At 66.9% G+C, this 15,396-nt stretch carries 13 protein-coding genes; 2 read left to right on the forward strand and 11 right to left on the reverse strand.

Features of this window, described 5'->3' with window-relative positions; translation table 11 throughout:
- Window positions 1–642 (forward strand): calcium-binding protein (locus tag AC1ROX_RS30305; RefSeq protein WP_493132444.1); only part of this gene is annotated, 642 nt, incomplete at its 5' end.
- A 25-nt stretch (window positions 643–667) separates the two neighbouring features.
- On the opposite strand, the gene AC1ROX_RS30310 is transcribed toward AC1ROX_RS30305, so the two are convergent.
- The 11 genes from AC1ROX_RS30310 to AC1ROX_RS30360 all read right to left on the reverse strand — a co-directional run bounded on the left by AC1ROX_RS30310 (window position 668) and on the right by AC1ROX_RS30360 (window position 14,435).
- Window positions 668–1,765 carry a glycosyltransferase gene (locus tag AC1ROX_RS30310; RefSeq protein WP_493132446.1) on the reverse strand — a complete coding sequence of 366 codons (1,098 nt, stop codon included), beginning with the start codon at window positions 1,763–1,765 and terminating at the stop codon, window positions 668–670.
- Entirely contained in the window at window positions 1,765–3,852 is a 2,088-nt protein-coding gene (locus tag AC1ROX_RS30315) for an NAD-dependent epimerase/dehydratase family protein (protein ID WP_493132448.1), read from the reverse strand. The genes AC1ROX_RS30310 and AC1ROX_RS30315 overlap by 1 nt, the downstream gene beginning before the upstream one ends.
- A 25-nt stretch (window positions 3,853–3,877) precedes the next feature.
- Window positions 3,878–4,630, reverse strand: a complete 753-nt coding sequence (locus tag AC1ROX_RS30320) for a YdcF family protein (RefSeq protein ID WP_493132450.1) — start codon at window positions 4,628–4,630, stop codon at window positions 3,878–3,880.
- Window positions 4,627–6,069: a lipopolysaccharide biosynthesis protein gene (locus tag AC1ROX_RS30325; protein WP_493132452.1), complete on the reverse strand. Its 1,443-nt coding sequence runs from the start codon at window positions 6,067–6,069 to the stop codon at window positions 4,627–4,629. Before AC1ROX_RS30325 ends, AC1ROX_RS30320 begins: the two co-directional genes overlap by 4 nt.
- A 28-nt stretch (window positions 6,070–6,097) precedes the next feature.
- Window positions 6,098–6,997 carry a glycosyltransferase family 2 protein gene (locus AC1ROX_RS30330; RefSeq protein ID WP_493132454.1) on the reverse strand — a complete coding sequence of 300 codons (900 nt, stop codon included), beginning with the start codon at window positions 6,995–6,997 and terminating at the stop codon, window positions 6,098–6,100.
- 9 nt (window positions 6,998–7,006) lie between these two features.
- Window positions 7,007–8,038 carry a glycosyltransferase family 2 protein gene (locus AC1ROX_RS30335; RefSeq protein ID WP_493132456.1) on the reverse strand — a complete coding sequence of 344 codons (1,032 nt, stop codon included), beginning with the start codon at window positions 8,036–8,038 and terminating at the stop codon, window positions 7,007–7,009.
- A gap of 22 nt (window positions 8,039–8,060) precedes the next feature.
- Window positions 8,061–9,194: a UDP-galactopyranose mutase gene (locus tag AC1ROX_RS30340; RefSeq protein WP_493132506.1), complete on the reverse strand. Its 1,134-nt coding sequence runs from the start codon at window positions 9,192–9,194 to the stop codon at window positions 8,061–8,063.
- A 67-nt stretch (window positions 9,195–9,261) separates the two neighbouring features.
- Window positions 9,262–11,184: an asparagine synthase (glutamine-hydrolyzing) gene (gene asnB / locus AC1ROX_RS30345; protein WP_493132458.1), complete on the reverse strand. Its 1,923-nt coding sequence runs from the start codon at window positions 11,182–11,184 to the stop codon at window positions 9,262–9,264.
- Window positions 11,185–11,490: 306 nt separating this feature from the next.
- Window positions 11,491–12,450 carry an NAD-dependent epimerase/dehydratase family protein gene (locus tag AC1ROX_RS30350; protein WP_493132460.1) on the reverse strand — a complete coding sequence of 320 codons (960 nt, stop codon included), beginning with the start codon at window positions 12,448–12,450 and terminating at the stop codon, window positions 11,491–11,493.
- Window positions 12,447–13,718, reverse strand: a complete 1,272-nt coding sequence (locus AC1ROX_RS30355; RefSeq protein WP_493132462.1) for a glycosyltransferase — start codon at window positions 13,716–13,718, stop codon at window positions 12,447–12,449. The genes AC1ROX_RS30350 and AC1ROX_RS30355 overlap by 4 nt, the downstream gene beginning before the upstream one ends.
- A 3-nt stretch (window positions 13,719–13,721) precedes the next feature.
- On the reverse strand, window positions 13,722–14,435 hold the full coding sequence (locus AC1ROX_RS30360; RefSeq protein ID WP_493132464.1) for a sugar transferase: 714 nt from the start codon (window positions 14,433–14,435) through the stop codon (window positions 13,722–13,724).
- 425 nt (window positions 14,436–14,860) lie between these two features.
- Between AC1ROX_RS30360 and AC1ROX_RS30365 the strand changes: the two genes are divergently transcribed.
- Complete coding sequence (locus AC1ROX_RS30365; protein WP_493132466.1) at window positions 14,861–15,394, forward strand: XrtA/PEP-CTERM system exopolysaccharide export protein; 534 nt, start codon at window positions 14,861–14,863, stop codon at window positions 15,392–15,394.
- The last annotated feature ends 2 nt before the right edge of the window (window positions 15,395–15,396 follow it).

Here is a 15,396-nt window from a genome sequence, read left to right on the forward strand (position 1 = left end):
GCCAACGTCCTGACCGGCAACGCAGGCAACAATGTGCTCAATGGCGGCGCCGGTATCGACACGATGACGGGCGGGACCGGCAACGACACCTATGTTGTCGACAATACCGGCGATACGATCATCGAACTCGCGAGCGGCGGCAAGGACCGTGTCAAAACCATGGTCGACTATGTCTTGCCGGCGAATGTGGAACAGCTCCTCGCGACAGGGACCGCAGGGATCGACCTGACCGGCAACAGTCAGAACAACAGACTGGATGGCAATGCCGGCAACAACATCCTCGACGGCCGAGGCGGATCCGACATGCTCATAGGAAATGGCGGCGCCGACAGCTTCGTGTTTCGCGACGCGCTCGGGCCCTCGAACATCGACAGCATCATCGATTTCAACGTGGCCGACGATACGATCAGACTCGAGAACGCGATATTCACCGCCATCACCGGCACGGGGACGCTGACCGCGGCGCAGTTCGTGGCCAACACCAGCGGCGTCGCAACCAATGCCTCGCAGCACATCATCTATGAGACCGACACAGGCAAGCTGTTCTACGACAGCAACGGCAGCGCCGCCGGCGGCGCGACGCAGTTCGCCCAATTGAGCCCCGGCCTCGCGCTGACCCATTCCGACTTCTTCATCATCTGAGCCAGCCCAATCTTCTCGCCGCTCATCACCCAGATCGTGTGCGGGCGCGAGCAGTGAACAGGTCGTTCCAGGCGACGACCATGCCCTCCTCGGCGAACTCGGCCTCGGCGCGCGCCCGGTTGGCGCTGCCGAGGGCAGCCCGCAGATCTGGCCTCATCGCCAGGCTGGACAGGGCGTGGGCCAACGCGCCGTCTTCCCGCGGCACCACATAGGGACGGTTCGCGGCATCCAGCATGGTGGAGATGTCGCCGACATCGGTAGCCACCACGGGCAATCCCGACGCCATTGCCTCGAGTACCGAGAGCGGCATCTGCTCGGTGTCGGAGGAAAGGGCAAAGATATCGAAGCCCGCATAAAAAGGCGACGGGTCCGTGCGGTGACCGACGAATTCGACCCGCCCTTCGACATCCATGGCGGCGGCCAGCGCTTCCAGTGCCGCCCACTCGGGACCATCGCCGACGATCACCAATCGCACCGGTACCGCCGCCGGCACGAGGGCGATCGCGCGAATCAGCCGAGCGAGATTCTTTTCCGGCCGCAGCGCGGCGACGGTGCCAATCACGACGGGCTGCGCGCGCTCACGCGGCCTGGCGGCGGCGAAGCGGGCGAGATCGATACCGTTCGCCAGCAGCCGCACGTTGGCGCGCGGCAGGCGCCAGGTCTCGTTGGCGATGCGCAACAGCAGGCGGGACGGCACGACCACGGTGGACCGGCGCAACAGGAGCCGGCGCGCCAGCACGCGGCGTGGCAACTGACGGGCGCGCTCCTCCGGGCCGAATCCGTCCTCCAGATGCAAATGCGGCACGCCCGTACCGATCCGCGCCAGAGCCCATTCGATGCTGCCCCAGTTGCTGGTGACAAGCAGGTCCGGATCGATGTCCCGCAGCGCAGCCCGGAAGCGGCGCAGATTGCCTCCTGTATCGCCCTTGACCACGTTCACCTGCGGAAAGTGGATATCGAGCGTGGGGTCGAGCAACGCCCGCGCCTCCAGCTGCCCGTCCATCGCCAGCACCGCATGGCTGAACCGTCCGCCCAGCCGGTTGGCGAGGGTGGCAAAGCGAACCTGCGGCCCCCCCGTGGCGAAGCTGGCAAAGACATGCAGCAGCAGCGGCGCGGCCCGCATCACGGTCCCATTTCGAAGGCAGCCTCGCGGAATCGAGCTGGATCGGCCACGGGCACCCAGCCGAGATCGCGCTTGGCGTCGCTGCAGTCGAAGGGCGCGTACAGGCCGCGCGAAAGCAGGTCCCGTCGCGACGGCAAAGGTGAACGTCGGCCGCCAGCTCGTTTCAGCAGCCATTTCACGCCTTCCTCGGCCAGCAGCGTGGCGGGGAACTTGGGATGGAAGCGCAGCGGACGACCGGTCGCTTCAGCCAGCCAGGCGAGGTATTCGCGCGCCGTCGGACGAACATCGCCGACCAGGTTGAAGCAGCGCCCCAACGCCTGCTCGCCGCGAAGCGCGCCGAGGATGGCCGCAGCCACGTCATCGGCAACCACGAAGGGGAGCGGGTTGCGGCCGCGATTCCAGCCGATGACATGCTGCTCTGTGTTGAAGAAGCCGAGACCGCTATGGATCGGCGAGGTGCCTGCCCCGACCACGAGGCCAGGCCGCAGGATCACCACCGGCAGACCCTCCTGCGCATGCAGGCCGAGCAGCATCAGGTCGCATTCCGCCTTGGCGCGCGCGTAATCGCCGCGCCGGACGGCGTCCTGGTCGGGCGGCGTGGTGCCGGTGACGGGGCCGGCGCCCGGGCCGAGATAGAGCGAGGCGATGGAGCCGACATGCACCAGCCGCCCGGTGCCCGCGGCGAGGCAGGCCCGCGCGACCACCTCCGCCCCTCCGACCATCGCGGCGCGAATCGCAGCGTAGTCGGCGCCACCGCCGCCATGGGCGAGGTTGACCACCGCCCCCGCCCCGGTCACCGCTTGCCCCACCGCGTCGGCGTCGGCGATATCCCCGCGCAGCAATCGAACGCGCGGACCGGAGAAGAGCGGCGGCAGCCCCTCCGTGCCCCTCGCCATCACGGTGACACTGAGCCCTTCCCCCAGCATTCGCGCCACGGTGGCCCGGCCGATAAAGCCGGTGCCGCCCAGCACAGCGACGTCCGGGTGGCCGCGCAGCGTGGCCGGTGCCGGCAGCGGCGCGGGACGATTCTCCTCGGCGGGCAAACGGGCGGCGATTTCCTCGCAGAGCCCGACCAGCCGCGTCCCAAATGCGGCGTTCGCCTCGAAGTGCGCAGGCGCGGCGTGGAAGGCCGCGATGCTGCCTTGCATGCTGCGGAAGAACGAGTCGCTTCTCTTCGCCATGCCCAGGAGCGAGGCACCGTAGCGGCCGGAATTGCCAATGCCGCACGCCAGCATCTCGGCCGCCGAGAGAGCCGGCGCGACCACACCGTCGATCGGGTCGACGAAGCGCGTCCGCCTCTGCATGTGGATGCGGTTGCCGATGATGTCGGCAACGATGGCGCCGTCTTCGCAGATCGCCGTGATCTGCCAGAGCGGGAAATTCTCGCCCACGGCAAAGCGCAGAGTGGCAGATTGGTGCGGACCGCGGAGGGTAACCGTCCAGCCGGCCTGGAAGCGCCGCCCCTCCCACAGCACCCGCGGCGCATCCGGCATCGCCTCCATCGCCTCGATCCCGCCGAGCAGGGCCGCAATCTGCGACAGCGGGTGCACCGCTTGCTCCAGCAGGATGTTCGCCGGCGCAGCGAACATCCAGTGCCCGAGTTGCCCTGCAGCGAGCTGACGAAGCGGTACGCTGTAGACGCATTCCACGAAACGCAGCCGTCCCCGCTGGCCCTCGGCCATTGCGCGGCGCAGGGCAAGGAACGCGGGGTGGAACAGAAAATTCTGGTTGATGCCGAGCGCCGCGCCGGAAGCGGCGGCCGCTTCGGCCAGGCGTTCGCACTCCTCGCGCGAGGCCGCCATCGGCTTCTCCAGCAACACATCGCAGCCCGCCTCAAGCAGCGGCGTGGCAATGGCGGCATGGGTGTCGGGCGGCGTCAGCACATGGGCGGCGTCGAAGCCGCCGGCTGCCAGGGCCTCCTCGGCCGAGCCGACCGGCCGTGCGCCAGGCAGCAGGCGCGCCAGCGCTGCGGAGGCGCCGGAACGCGGGTCGGCCACGGCCACCACGGAGACTTCCGGTATCCCGGAAAGCGCCTCGGCATGGACGCGGGCGATATTCCCGGCGCCGATCAGGCAGATACGTCTCATATGCGTGCTCCGAATCTCGTTTCCATCAAAGCCCGACCTGCATCGCTGCCAAGCCGGTCCACTCGCGCAATGCCAGCCAGCTGAGGGCAAGGTAGTCGGCGCGGGGCAGCCAGTCGGTCAGTCGGCCGTCCGGGCGACGCGGCCGCGCCACGGGCGCCGGCAGGACCGGCAGGCCGGCACGCGTCGCCTCGAACTGCGCTCGCGGCATGTGCCAGGCATGGGTGACGATGTAGGCCGCACCAATCCCTGTCTTTTCCAGTATCGAGGCGGCAAGGCGGAGATTGTCCCCGGTGTTGCGCGCGGCGGGTTCCTCCCATTGCACCGGAACGGTGAAATCGCGCAGGAGGGAGGCACGCATGGCGGCGGCCAGCGGTGGGGTGTCTGGTGAAGGCGGCCCGCCTGTGACGAGCAGCGGCAGACCCGTCTCCCGCTGCAGGGCGGCACCGCGGCGCAGCCGCTCCAGGGTCAGCGGACCGACCTCCGGCCCGTCCGGACCGTTGCTGGCCTCCGCGCCGAGGATGATGATGGCCCCCGGCGTGGCCGCCAACGCCGCAGGTGCCGCCCCTTCGAGCGAAGCGAGCAGAAGGCCGGAGACCATCGGCGTGGCGAGCAGCAGGGTGGCGGCGATACCGACCAGCGCGATCGCGCCGCCTGCACGATGGCCTCGCCACGCCAGCGCGGCGCCTGCCAGTGCGGCCAGCAGGAGCAGGATCGGCGGCAGGGCGAGTCCGCCCAGGACATTCCGCGCGACTGCCAACAGAGGCGCTGTCGCACTCACGCCCATCGCCGCACCTGCATCCAAAGACTGCGCATCTCACCGAGCAACGGGTGCTCCCCCAGCCGTAGCCCACCCAGCCACCCGAGGCCGGCGGCGATGATGGCGACCACCATCTCGCCCACCGACAGCGACGTGCGGAAACCGAGCAGCGACATGACCGCCACGATGCCGCCCGCCGCACCGATCGTGGCCACCATGCCCGGCGCGGCGGCGCGCAGGATCTCCGCCCAGGCAATCCGGACATGCGAACGAACGAAGGAGACCGCGACGAAAACCTGGAGCGGCCCGGTGACGAGGCTGGCTGCCGCCACGGCCGTGATGCCATGCGGTGCCGCGACGGCGATCAACAGGATGCTGGGGGGGAGGCTGATCAGGCTGGAGATCAGCGTTTCCCTGATACGGCCGAGGGCGACCAGCATCGGATAGGTCAGGAAGGCGGGAAACATCCAGATCAGCCCCATGGCCATCAGCCGCACCAGAGGCGGCACCTCGCCCCACTGCGGTCCGAGCAGGATGAGCACGACGGGCTCGGCGAGCAGCGCCAGGCACACCATCGCGGGGACATGCACCGCTGACATGTAGGACAGGCCGACCAGATAGGGTTCTTTCAGCGAGCCGCCGCGCCTTGCATGCTCGGTGAGCGCCGGGAGGATGACCGGATGCAATGCGCTGGCGATCAGCTTGTCCGGCATCTGGCAAACCATCTGGGCGCGGCCGAGCAAGCCCACCGGCACCATCCCGAGCACGCGCCCGATGATGAGTTGCGGCAGCGTCTCGTAGATGACGTTGACGATGCCGGTGGCTGTGGACCAGGCGCCGAACGAGAGGATCTCCCGCCAGCCCGCGAGGCTCGGGCGGAAGGCCCAGAGCATCGGCCGTGCGATGTTGGCGCCGAGGGTGCGCAGCGCCACCACCACCACCCCGGCCCAAGCCATCGCCATATAGCCCTGGCCGAGGCCGGCAAGCAGCACGACGGTGCCGAGCTGGCCGAGGCCGCTCGCGACATTGATCATCGCCAGTTGGCCGAAGGCCATTTCCCGGCGCAGCATGGCGATGGCGGGCGTGCCGAAGGCATTGAGCAGCAGCGCGGCAGACAGCACCAGCACGACATGGCCGACGCCCGGCTCACCATAAAAGTGGCCGAGCGGGATTGCTGCCAGGGCGAGTGCCGCGGCACAGCTTCCGGAGATGATGCAAGAGACGGTGAAGGCCGACCGCACCGCGCTCCGCTCCAGCACCTTGAGCTGCACGAGATAGTTGCCCGCGCCGAAATCCCGCAGCACATCGATCAGCAGGATCACCGACATGCCGACCGCGAACACGCCGAAATCGGCCGGGGTGAGCATGCGCGCACTGGCCATCGTCATGGCCAGGCCGATGACGATACCGGCATAGCGGTCCATGAAGGAGAACAGCAGGGATCGGCGAAGGTTGGTCACCGCAGGCCCCGCCCGTAGTCCTGGCCACTCAACGGACCCATGGCGGAGCCCCGTAGCAGCCTCTTGTCCCGGCCCACATCCCGTGCAGCATGCCGCGAAGATTCCGCCAGTATTCCAGCGGACGGCGCGGGTTCATGGCGCGAATGTACCAGGCCACCAAGAGAAAGTTCTGGAACCAGAAAGCGCCTCGCGACATCGGCAACGCCGAAGATGCGAGGTGCTCATAGGTCAAAAAACGATTTCTGAAGGAGATGTAAGCCTTGTTCTCGGTCAGCTCGGCGGAAAACGGCAGCTTCCTTCGAAAGCAGACTCTGTCGATGTAGATGACGTTGGTGTAGCGGGATGCCTGGTAGCCGTAGATCTGGTCGTCGCCCATCATGAAGAAGCGCTTGTCGGGAAATCCGATCCGCTCGACGATACGACGGCTGATCAACGCTCCTTCGAAGCACCCGTAATTCACGGGAATCCACGTGCGGCCGTTTTCAAACGATATGTCCGTGGGAAACGACTTCTTGCTGCCGCTGGTCGGATCCAGAACCCCCTCCCAGGGGAACGGATCACCCCTATCGGTCAGGCGACGGGGATGGATGAACTCCGATACGGGCTGGAATTCCAGCAGCGTCGACAGGGCATCCGGGACGGCTTCCACATCGTCGTCCATCACCCAGATCCAGTCGAAGCCTTCCGCGTAGGCCTTCTTCATGCCTTCGTGGAACCCGCCCGCGCCTCCAGTGTTGGCCTGCAGGCGGAGAAGCGACAGATGACCGAACTCGTCCGCGAGCATCGAGTCCGTGCCATCGGTGCTGCAATTGTCGACCACCAGAATGGCGTCGAGTGGGCGTGTCTGCTTCTCCAGGGCCAGGAGGCACTCCCGGAGAAGGACCTTGCGATTGTAGGTCACTACGACCGCACAAATGCGAGCGTTCATGCGCCACCTCTATGAGCTGCGGGGCTGGTCGCTCAATCGGCGCGACGGTGCATTCAGCAGCCGGCGCGCCGTCCTGAACAAAAGAGTCGATCCCGCAACGCGTCGAGCAAGGACTTTCCACCACAAGGCCGACCAGACGATGCCGGGACGGATACTTTTCGCCTCGGCCACCAGCTGAACCGCGACACCGCTTGAATCTTCTTCATCGAAGGCGCGGGCAGCGGCCCACAGCATCTCCTCGGCGAGAGACCGGTAGGCGCTGGCTTCGAGCGCTCGCCGCTCCTTCAGATCGCGACCATCGCCGGCGAAGAAGGTCCGGAAGACCACCCGTCGCTGGCGAAAGTCCTCCAGGTCCCTATTGGCCTTGTAGCTGAAGTGCATGTTGTTCGCGTGGATGCGCGTGAAGGCCTGCACGGCCGGCACAAAACCGACCTTGCCGTGCGCGGCGATGCGCAGCCACATCTCCATGTCGCCGGAATGCGGGATCTCGGGGCGGTAGCCGCCCACCTTCTTCTGCAGGCTGGTTCTGACCACGGCCGTTGCGGTCTCGATCCGGTTGACGGGATCGGCGCAGAACCGACGAATAAGGGCGATGCCTTCGTCGACGCTCGCCGCCGACTCGCCGACCCGTGTCATCCGCCCGATCGCTGCGTAGACGTCGGCCTGCGCCGTGAAGCGGACCGACGTTCCGTACACGAAGCCAATGGATGGATCGGCCTCCATCAGCACCAGCGCGCGCTCGAAGGCTCCGGGCGCCAGCATATCGTCCGATGACAGCAGCAGCATGTAGTCGGACGAGAGCCACTCTATGCCCTCGTTGTAGGTGGCGATGTGCCCGCGATTCTTCTCATGGGCCACGACCTGGATACGGCCGTCCCTTGCCGCCAGTGAGCGCGCGATCGCCAGGGAGTCGTCGGTCGAGGCATCGTCGATGATGAGGATGCGGACCTCGCATCCTCGTTGGCTGAGGACGCTGTCCACGCAAGATCGCAGGAATCGACCGTAATTGAAGCAAGGGACGATGACATCGATCGTCGGCATGGCCTGTCTCCTTGACGGGTGTCTACGCCGCACTTGCCAGCCAGGTACGGGCACCCTGCAAGGACTGGTTGATGACTTGATCCATGTCCAAGTACTGATAGGTGCCGCACCGTCCGATGAAGCGGAGTCGGGGCTCGCGACTGGCCAGTTTCTTGTATTTTTCGTAGATGGCCTGATAGCGACCGTCCGATGTCTTCACCGGATAATACCGTTCCAGATTGTTGTCCGCGTAATCGCAGGGCTCTTCGCGGGTTACCGTCTTCATCCCCGTATGCTGCTGCACATGGCAGGGAATTCGGCTCCAGTCGGTCTGCCGGGTAAAAGGCGAGGCGTCGGTGAAGTTCACGACCGACGTTTCACCGATTCCCGCTTCGAACGGCTCCTCCCGGTGGCTGAAGCGGATGGAGCGGTATGGCAACGGGCCGTAGGCGGCATCGAAGTACTCGTCGATGGGCATACTGTTGAAGCAGAAACCGTAGTCGGCAAGCATGGCTTTCTCGAACGTCGTGGCGAGCCCGACTCTTATCCCAGGATGGTCCAGGATCCGCTCGACTATCGCGGTGTAACCATCCCGAGGCATCATCTGGAACTTGTCTTCGGGAAAATAGTGATCCTCATCATCGAAGCGCAGGGGAATGCGTTTAACGACAGCCGCGTCCATGTCCTCGAGGTCAAGCGCCCACATTTTCTTCGTGTAGGGCCGGAAGAACAGGTCGGTCAGCTCCGCCCCGATCTGGGAAGAGAGGTATTCGGCAGCGTTGCGCGGCTGCTCGCATTTCAGCGCCTGGCGGGCGAGGAAGGCGCGCACCTCGGCTTCGTCGCACAGTTCAAGCCCGAACACGGCATTGATGGTGCGCCGGTTGATCGGCAGCGGCACGAGGGTCTGGCTGTCGGGCAGCAGCGCAGTGACCCGGTGCTTGTAGAACACGAACTCGCCAAACCGCGTCAGCCAGTCGATCACACGTTCGTTGTTCGTGTGGAATAGATGCGGACCATAGCGGTGCACCCGGATGCCATTGTCGAGCGTCTCGTCGAAAGCATTACCGCCAATGTGATCCCGACGGTCGATAACGTCGACCAGATGGCCAGACTCGGCGAGCTCACGGGCATAGGTGGCCCCGGCAAATCCTGCTCCCACTACTAAAATTCGTTCCATCACGAACTGTTCCTTCAGACTGGCCAGGAGAACGGACGCCGATCTTCAGCGTCCCTCGCGGAGGCATTCACGCGACGCGGAGCCTCGCCGTCGGATCCAAGTCCGACAGCCTTGCCTCGATCGCCAGAAAGCCCTCCACCACAAGCAGATTCCAAAGAGCCTGCGTATTGTCCGAGCGACCGTCGGCGTGCTGATCCACGAGCCGCGCCATCGACTGCAGATCGAACAGTCCGCTGTCGGCCATCGGTCCGCCCGTCAGCCGCGCCCGGATCTCCGGCGCGGCGGCACGGAACTGCCCGCTGAGGTCCGCCGCGAAACCGCGCTTGCCCCGCCGCAGCAGGGCGGGCGGCAGGAGGGGCGCGGCGGCCTCACGCAGCACGCGCTTGCCGATCCCGCCGCGCAGCTTGGCCGCCGCCGGCAGGGCCAGCCCCCAGCTCACGAGTTCCGGGTCCAGCAACGGCGGGCGCACCTCCAGCGACACCGCCATGCTGGTCCGGTCCACCTTGGTCAGGATGTCGCCCGGCAGATAGGTTTGCAGATCCGCATATTGCGCCTGGAGCAGCGAATCCTCGGGATCGCATTCACCCATAAGGGTTGCAAAGCGCGCCGCCGGATCGTGCCCCGCGATCGCCGCGCGCTGGGCCGGCGTAAACAGCCTCCGCCGATTTTCCTCTGCCAGCTTGCAGACGGTGCCGTAGTAGCCCAGCGCGCTGTCCAGACTGATCTCGGTCAGCGTCGTCTTGGCGCGCAGCCAGCGGGGGGCGCGGTCCAGCTTCGGATAGGCGCGGGCCAGCGCACCCACCGCGCCGCGCCTCAGCCCGGCCGGCAGCAATCGCCGCGCCGCCTCGGCCATCATGTGAAAGCGATAGCGACGATACCCGGCGAACACCTCGTCCCCGCCATCGCCCGAAAGCGCCACCGTGACATGGCGTCGTGCCAGGCTCGCCACCGCCAGGGTCGGCACTGCGGAATGATCGCCGAAGGGTTCCCCGAACAGCTGCGGGATCTTGCGCGCCATATCGAGGTAGTCCAACGCCGCGCCATTCTCGGCGACATGGCGCGTGCCGTAGCGCTCGGCCACCAGCGTGGCGTCCGGCCGTTCGTCCGCCGCGCCGGCAAAGCCGATGGTGAAGGTGGCGAGCGGTTGCGCTGCCGCCGTCGCGGCCAGGCTGGTCACCGCCCCGGAGTCGATTCCCCCCGAAAGGAATGCGCCGAGCGGCACGTCGGCCATCATGCGCGCCTGCACCGCCGCATCGAGGCGCCGCCGCAATACCTCTTCTGCATCGGCGCCGCCGGCGCCGGCCATGCGCGGCGGCGCCCAGTAGCGCCGTTGGGTCGCCCCTGCCTCGCCCAGGCGGAGCAGCATGAGATGCCCCGGCGGAAGGCGCCGGATGGCGGCGTACATGGTCGCCGGCTCGGGGACGTAGCTGAGGGCCAGAAAGTCATCCAGCGCCACCGGGTCGAGACCACGCGGGAGCTGCGGTAGCGCCGTCAGCCCGCCGATCTCCGAGGCGAAGGCAAAGCCGCCATCCTGTAGCCATGCATAGTGCAGCGGCTTCTCGCCCAAAGGGTCGCGGGCCAGCAGCAGCAGCCCGGCCCCGCGGTCCCAGAGCGCAAAGGCGAACATGCCGACCAGTCGGGCCGGCATTTCCGGCCCCCATTCGCGCCAGCCATGCAGCAGCACTTCCGTATCGGAGCGACTGCGGAAGATGTGACCGCGCGCCTCGAGCTCGCGGCGCAGGGCTTCGTGATTATAAATCTCGCCATTGAAGGTGACGACAACCGCGCCGTCTTCGGTGGCCATCGGCTGCGCCCCGCCGGCCAGATCCACGATCGCCAGCCGCCGATGGCCGAAACCGAGATGCGGCTCGGCGTGAAAACCTTCTCCATCGGGACCGCGGTGACGCTGTGCGTCGGTCATCGCCCGCAGGGTGCGGGTCGCCGGAACGGAAGGCCGCAAAGGATGGAACAGTCCGGCTATGCCGCACATGGAGACGACCCTTCCCGTTCGACCACATTGAAAGTTGCGATAATTCCGCGACCTACGCGTGCACCTGGCGAAATGACTTGCCCCGCGACGCCGCACGCTCGTAGGCTGTCGAACCCCTGATGTGACAGTTCGTTTGCACGAGGTGGCCGGGTGGACGTTTCCAAGAAAGCCGTAAAAGGCTCCTCCGGGCTAATCCACTCGCTGCGGTCCCGCGCTCGGCCGGGAATGCGTTGGCCGTGGCCGCAAGCAGCACTCATCATCATCCTGCTGTCGCTGGTGCTTTGGGGCGCTGTGGCGGCCATCGCCCTATTCGCTTTCAACTAGCTCGCCCGTTGCCAGCAGAGGCCGGCCGGCACGCATCCATCGCACCACCTCGCGCAGCCCATCCCGCAGTCCCAGCGGCTCGTCGAGGCCAAGGACCGTGCGTGCGGCCTGAGGGGCGCCAAGGGAATTGCGGACCTCTCCGGCGCGGCCGGGCGCATGACGGATGACCGGCTCCCGGTGGCAGGCTTCAGCGAGGACCTCGGCCAATTCCAACACCGTCGTGCTCCGCCCGGCGCAGACATTGAAGACCGACGCCGACGTATCCGCCCGGTCCATGCCGGCCCGCAGCGCCGCCACCACGGCCGAGACATGGACGAAATCGCGGCTCTGCAGCCCGTCCCCGAATATGGTCAAAGCATCGCCGCGCAGCAGCCGGTCGGCGAAGATTGAAATCACCCCGGAATAGGGCGAGGCCGGATCCTGCCGCGTGCCGTAGACATTGAAGAAGCGCAGCCCGAGCGTCGGGATGCCATGGACGGCGCTCGCGACCCGCGCGTGCAACTCGCATCCGAGCTTGTCGGCGCCATAGGCAGAGAGCGGCCGCGTCTCCGCCGTCTCGGTGAGCGGCAGCGCGTCGTTGCTGCCATACACGGCGGCGGAGGAAGCGTAGACCACCGGCACGCGGTCCGCCCGCGCTGCATCCAGCAGCGCGACGAAGGCCGAGAGATTCACCCGGTGCGTTTCGCGCCATTCCCGCACGCCCCGCTCCACCGATGCGATGGCCGCCAGATGGAAGCAGCCGTCGACGCCTTCCATGGCGCGCGCCAGCAGCGCCGGGTCGCCCACATCGCCGATCAGCAACCTAGCACCAGGAGCGAGATTCTCCCGCCGACCCGAGGACAGGTTGTCGAGCACCCTCACCTGGTCCCCCGCTGCGATGAGGGCGGCGCAGAGATGGGAACCGATGAAGCCGCAACCTCCGGTGACCAGCCAAAGCGTCATGCCGCGCTTCTCCGCATCGTCAGTACATCCCTGAACAATTCGACCTGGCCGCGTGTCGTCTCATCCCAGCCGAAACGTTCGGCATGGGCACGGATGTCCCGGCGGTCCGGCGGGTAGGCAATCAGCGTGCGGAGTGCCGCAGCGATCGGGCCCGGGCCGACCTCGTCGAGCACCAGCCCGGCCTCGGGGACCGAGATGGCCTCGCGGCTGCCCCAGGCAGGTCCGGCGACAACCGGGGTGCCGCAGGCCATCGCTTCCAGCATCACGTTCGCCCAGCCTTCCCGAGTGGACGCAAGCACCAGGGCATCCGCCGCGCCGTAGAGGTTGGCCAGTTCATCATGCGGCCGGGCCCCGAGCAGGCGCACGCGGTCCGCGACGCCCAGCGCCTTGGCCAACGCCACCAGCGCGCCGCGTTCCGGTCCCTCGCCGGCGATCAGCAAAGTGGCCTCCGGCAATTCGGCGAGGGCGGCGATCGTGTGATGATGCGCCTTCCTCTCGATCAGATGGCCGACCGAGAGGATGACCGGTCCCGACAGGCCAAGCGCCGCGCGGCACGCAGCACGATCGGCCGGCGGCGCGAAGCCGGCGAGATCGACACCATTGCGCAGCACTGTCACCTTTGGCGGTGAAGCGCCCAGGTCGATCAATCCGCCGGCGAGGCCCGCACTCACGGCGATCAGCGCATCCGCCTCGCGGATGGCGGCACCGATCAGCCGGTTCGGCACGGCAAAGCGCGGCAGCTGGCTGATGTCCGAACCGCGCGCCGTGATGACCACCGGCAGCCCGGCCTCGCGCGCCAGCCAGACCGCGGCAACGCCGTCGGGGTAGAGATAGTGCGCATCGATGGCATCGAAGCGCGCGCCCTCGGCCTGCAGCTGGGCGAGCGCGGCACGGCCGGCGCGCAGCAGCGCCCAGGGGCCGGTATACATGCCGACGCGCGGCGGCGCGGCGTATCGCGGATGCAGGACGCGCAGCCCGTGCCGCATCTCCTCGGCGGGCGCCGCGGCACAACGCGCCCATCGTCCGAACCTCGCATTGCGCGAGGGAAACCAGGGCACCGGCGCAACCACCGTACTGGTTGCCGCGCCGCTTGCCACCAGATGACGCAACCGGTTCTCGACGAAGACGCCGTGGGTCGGTTGCGCCGCGTTGGGGTACAGCGTGCTGAAGGTCAGCAGGCGGAGCGGCGTGGCTGCCCTGCGCCTTGCCTCAACGGGAAAGGGTAGGATCTTTTCCGTTGTGCCGGCATGGGAGAGCAGGTGCGCCATATCTCAGCGCGCTCCCGCCTGCCGCAGCACCACACCCGCCGTGGCAAGAATGATGCGCAGGTCCAGCCACAGGCTGCGCTCGCGGATGTACCACAAGTCGTAGCAGAGCTTGTCTCGCGCATCCTCGATCGAAGCGCCGTAGGGATACTTGATCTGCGCCCAGCCGGTCAGGCCCGGGCGCACCGCGGCACGGTCGGCATAATGCGGGATGGCGGCGGTCAGCTGCGCGACGAAGACGGGCCGCTCCGGCCGCGGACCGACAAAGGCCATGTCGCCGCGCAGGATGTTGATGGCCTGCGGGATCTCGTCGATGCGGGTGAGACGAATGAATCGGCCCACCCGCGTCACCCGGCTGTCGCCCACCGTGGCCCAGACGGCCGCGCCGGGCGTCTCGGCATTGACCGTCATGGACCGCAACTTGAAGATGTTGAAATTGCGATGGTTACGTCCGACGCGTTCCTGCTTGTAGAAGATCGGCCCGCGTGAATCGAGCTTGATGACCAGCGCCACCACCAGTAGCAGCGGCAGCGTCAGCACAAGCAGTGCGAGGCTGGCGAGGATGTCGAGGCTGCGATGCAGGCCGTGCTCCAGCATGCCCTGCCGCAGGGCGCGGGTGCCGCGCAGCCAGTTCTGCGGCAACGATTCGGGAAGCACCTGTCCGTCGGCACTCACCATGACGGCAACGTCGGCGCCTGCGTATTCCTGCGTTACCGACATCACGTCACCTCAACAGTTGGATTGGTTTCGCGGATGCTGAAAAGGAACATGGACACTCCTTCCCCTGCCACGGTCTGGCGCGAGCAAACGTATCCGCTTCAACTGCACGTTTGCATGCAAGACGAATGGGTACCTCCGATGTGCCCGGTGCCGGAGGATCTGTTGCTCGCGATGACGGCATCCCCTTCCGGATTCACCCTCGTGCGAAAGACCTAATCCGAAAGAGCCAATCGTCTTGCCTTTCGGTGCGTTGCGCCGCGCATACGACTTTGCATAGGTTTACTCGCCAGGCACGACGAGGGCGCACGTCCGCCCCAGGGGGGTTCATGCCATCACAGAGTTTCCTGCGCATTGTCGCAGCCGTTCTTGCCCTTACTGCCATGGGTTGCACGACGTCTACTTCGCCACCGCCCGAAACCGCGGCTGTGGCCACCGGGACGGACGCACCCGACTACGTGATCGGGCCGGGCGATGCCCTGGACGTCTTCGTCTATCTCGCTCCCGAGTTGAGCACGACCGGCCTTCCCGTGCGTCCCGACGGTCGTGTCTCGCTGCCTCTGGTGCCCGACATCGTCGCCGCAGGCCGCTCGCCCACACAGCTTTCCAAGGACATCACCGCGCGACTGCGCCCCTATGTGATCGATCCCAACGTCACGGTGATGGTGCGCAGCTTCGTCGGCTCCCCGGCGCAGCAGGTTCGCATCATCGGCGAGGCCACCCAGCCGCGAACCATGCCGTATCGCGAGGGCATGACGGTGGTCGACGCCGTTATCGAGGCCCGAGGCCTGACCCGTTATGCAGCCGGCAACCGCACCGAGATCATCCGCCGTGATACGCCCGGCGCCGCCCCACGCACCTTCCGCATCCGCCTCGACGACCTGATGCGGGGCGGCGACATCGCACAGGACGTGCCGCTCCGCCCGGGCGATACCATCGTCATTCCGCAGGGCTGGTTCTAGCC

The sequence above is a fragment of the Reyranella sp. GW821-FHT14A01 genome (assembly GCF_058803965.1).

Bases quoted from the DNA above. Each gene is read 5' to 3' on its own strand.
- asnB (WP_493132458.1), bottom strand. From the start codon at position 11,184: ATGTGCGGCATAGCCGGACTGTTCCATCCTTTGCGGCCTTCCGTTCCG.
- AC1ROX_RS30340 (WP_493132506.1), bottom strand. From the start codon at position 9,194: ATGGAACGAATTTTAGTAGTGGGAGCAGGATTTGCCGGGGCCACCTAT.
- AC1ROX_RS30315 (WP_493132448.1), bottom strand. From the start codon at position 3,852: ATGAGACGTATCTGCCTGATCGGCGCCGGGAATATCGCCCGCGTCCAT.
- AC1ROX_RS30330 (WP_493132454.1), bottom strand. From the start codon at position 6,997: ATGAACGCTCGCATTTGTGCGGTCGTAGTGACCTACAATCGCAAGGTC.
- AC1ROX_RS30360 (WP_493132464.1), bottom strand. From the start codon at position 14,435: ATGTCGGTAACGCAGGAATACGCAGGCGCCGACGTTGCCGTCATGGTG.
- AC1ROX_RS30335 (WP_493132456.1), bottom strand. From the start codon at position 8,038: ATGCCGACGATCGATGTCATCGTCCCTTGCTTCAATTACGGTCGATTC.
- AC1ROX_RS30310 (WP_493132446.1), bottom strand. From the start codon at position 1,765: ATGCGGGCCGCGCCGCTGCTGCTGCATGTCTTTGCCAGCTTCGCCACG.
- AC1ROX_RS30350 (WP_493132460.1), bottom strand. From the start codon at position 12,450: ATGACGCTTTGGCTGGTCACCGGAGGTTGCGGCTTCATCGGTTCCCAT.
- AC1ROX_RS30355 (WP_493132462.1), bottom strand. From the start codon at position 13,718: ATGGCGCACCTGCTCTCCCATGCCGGCACAACGGAAAAGATCCTACCC.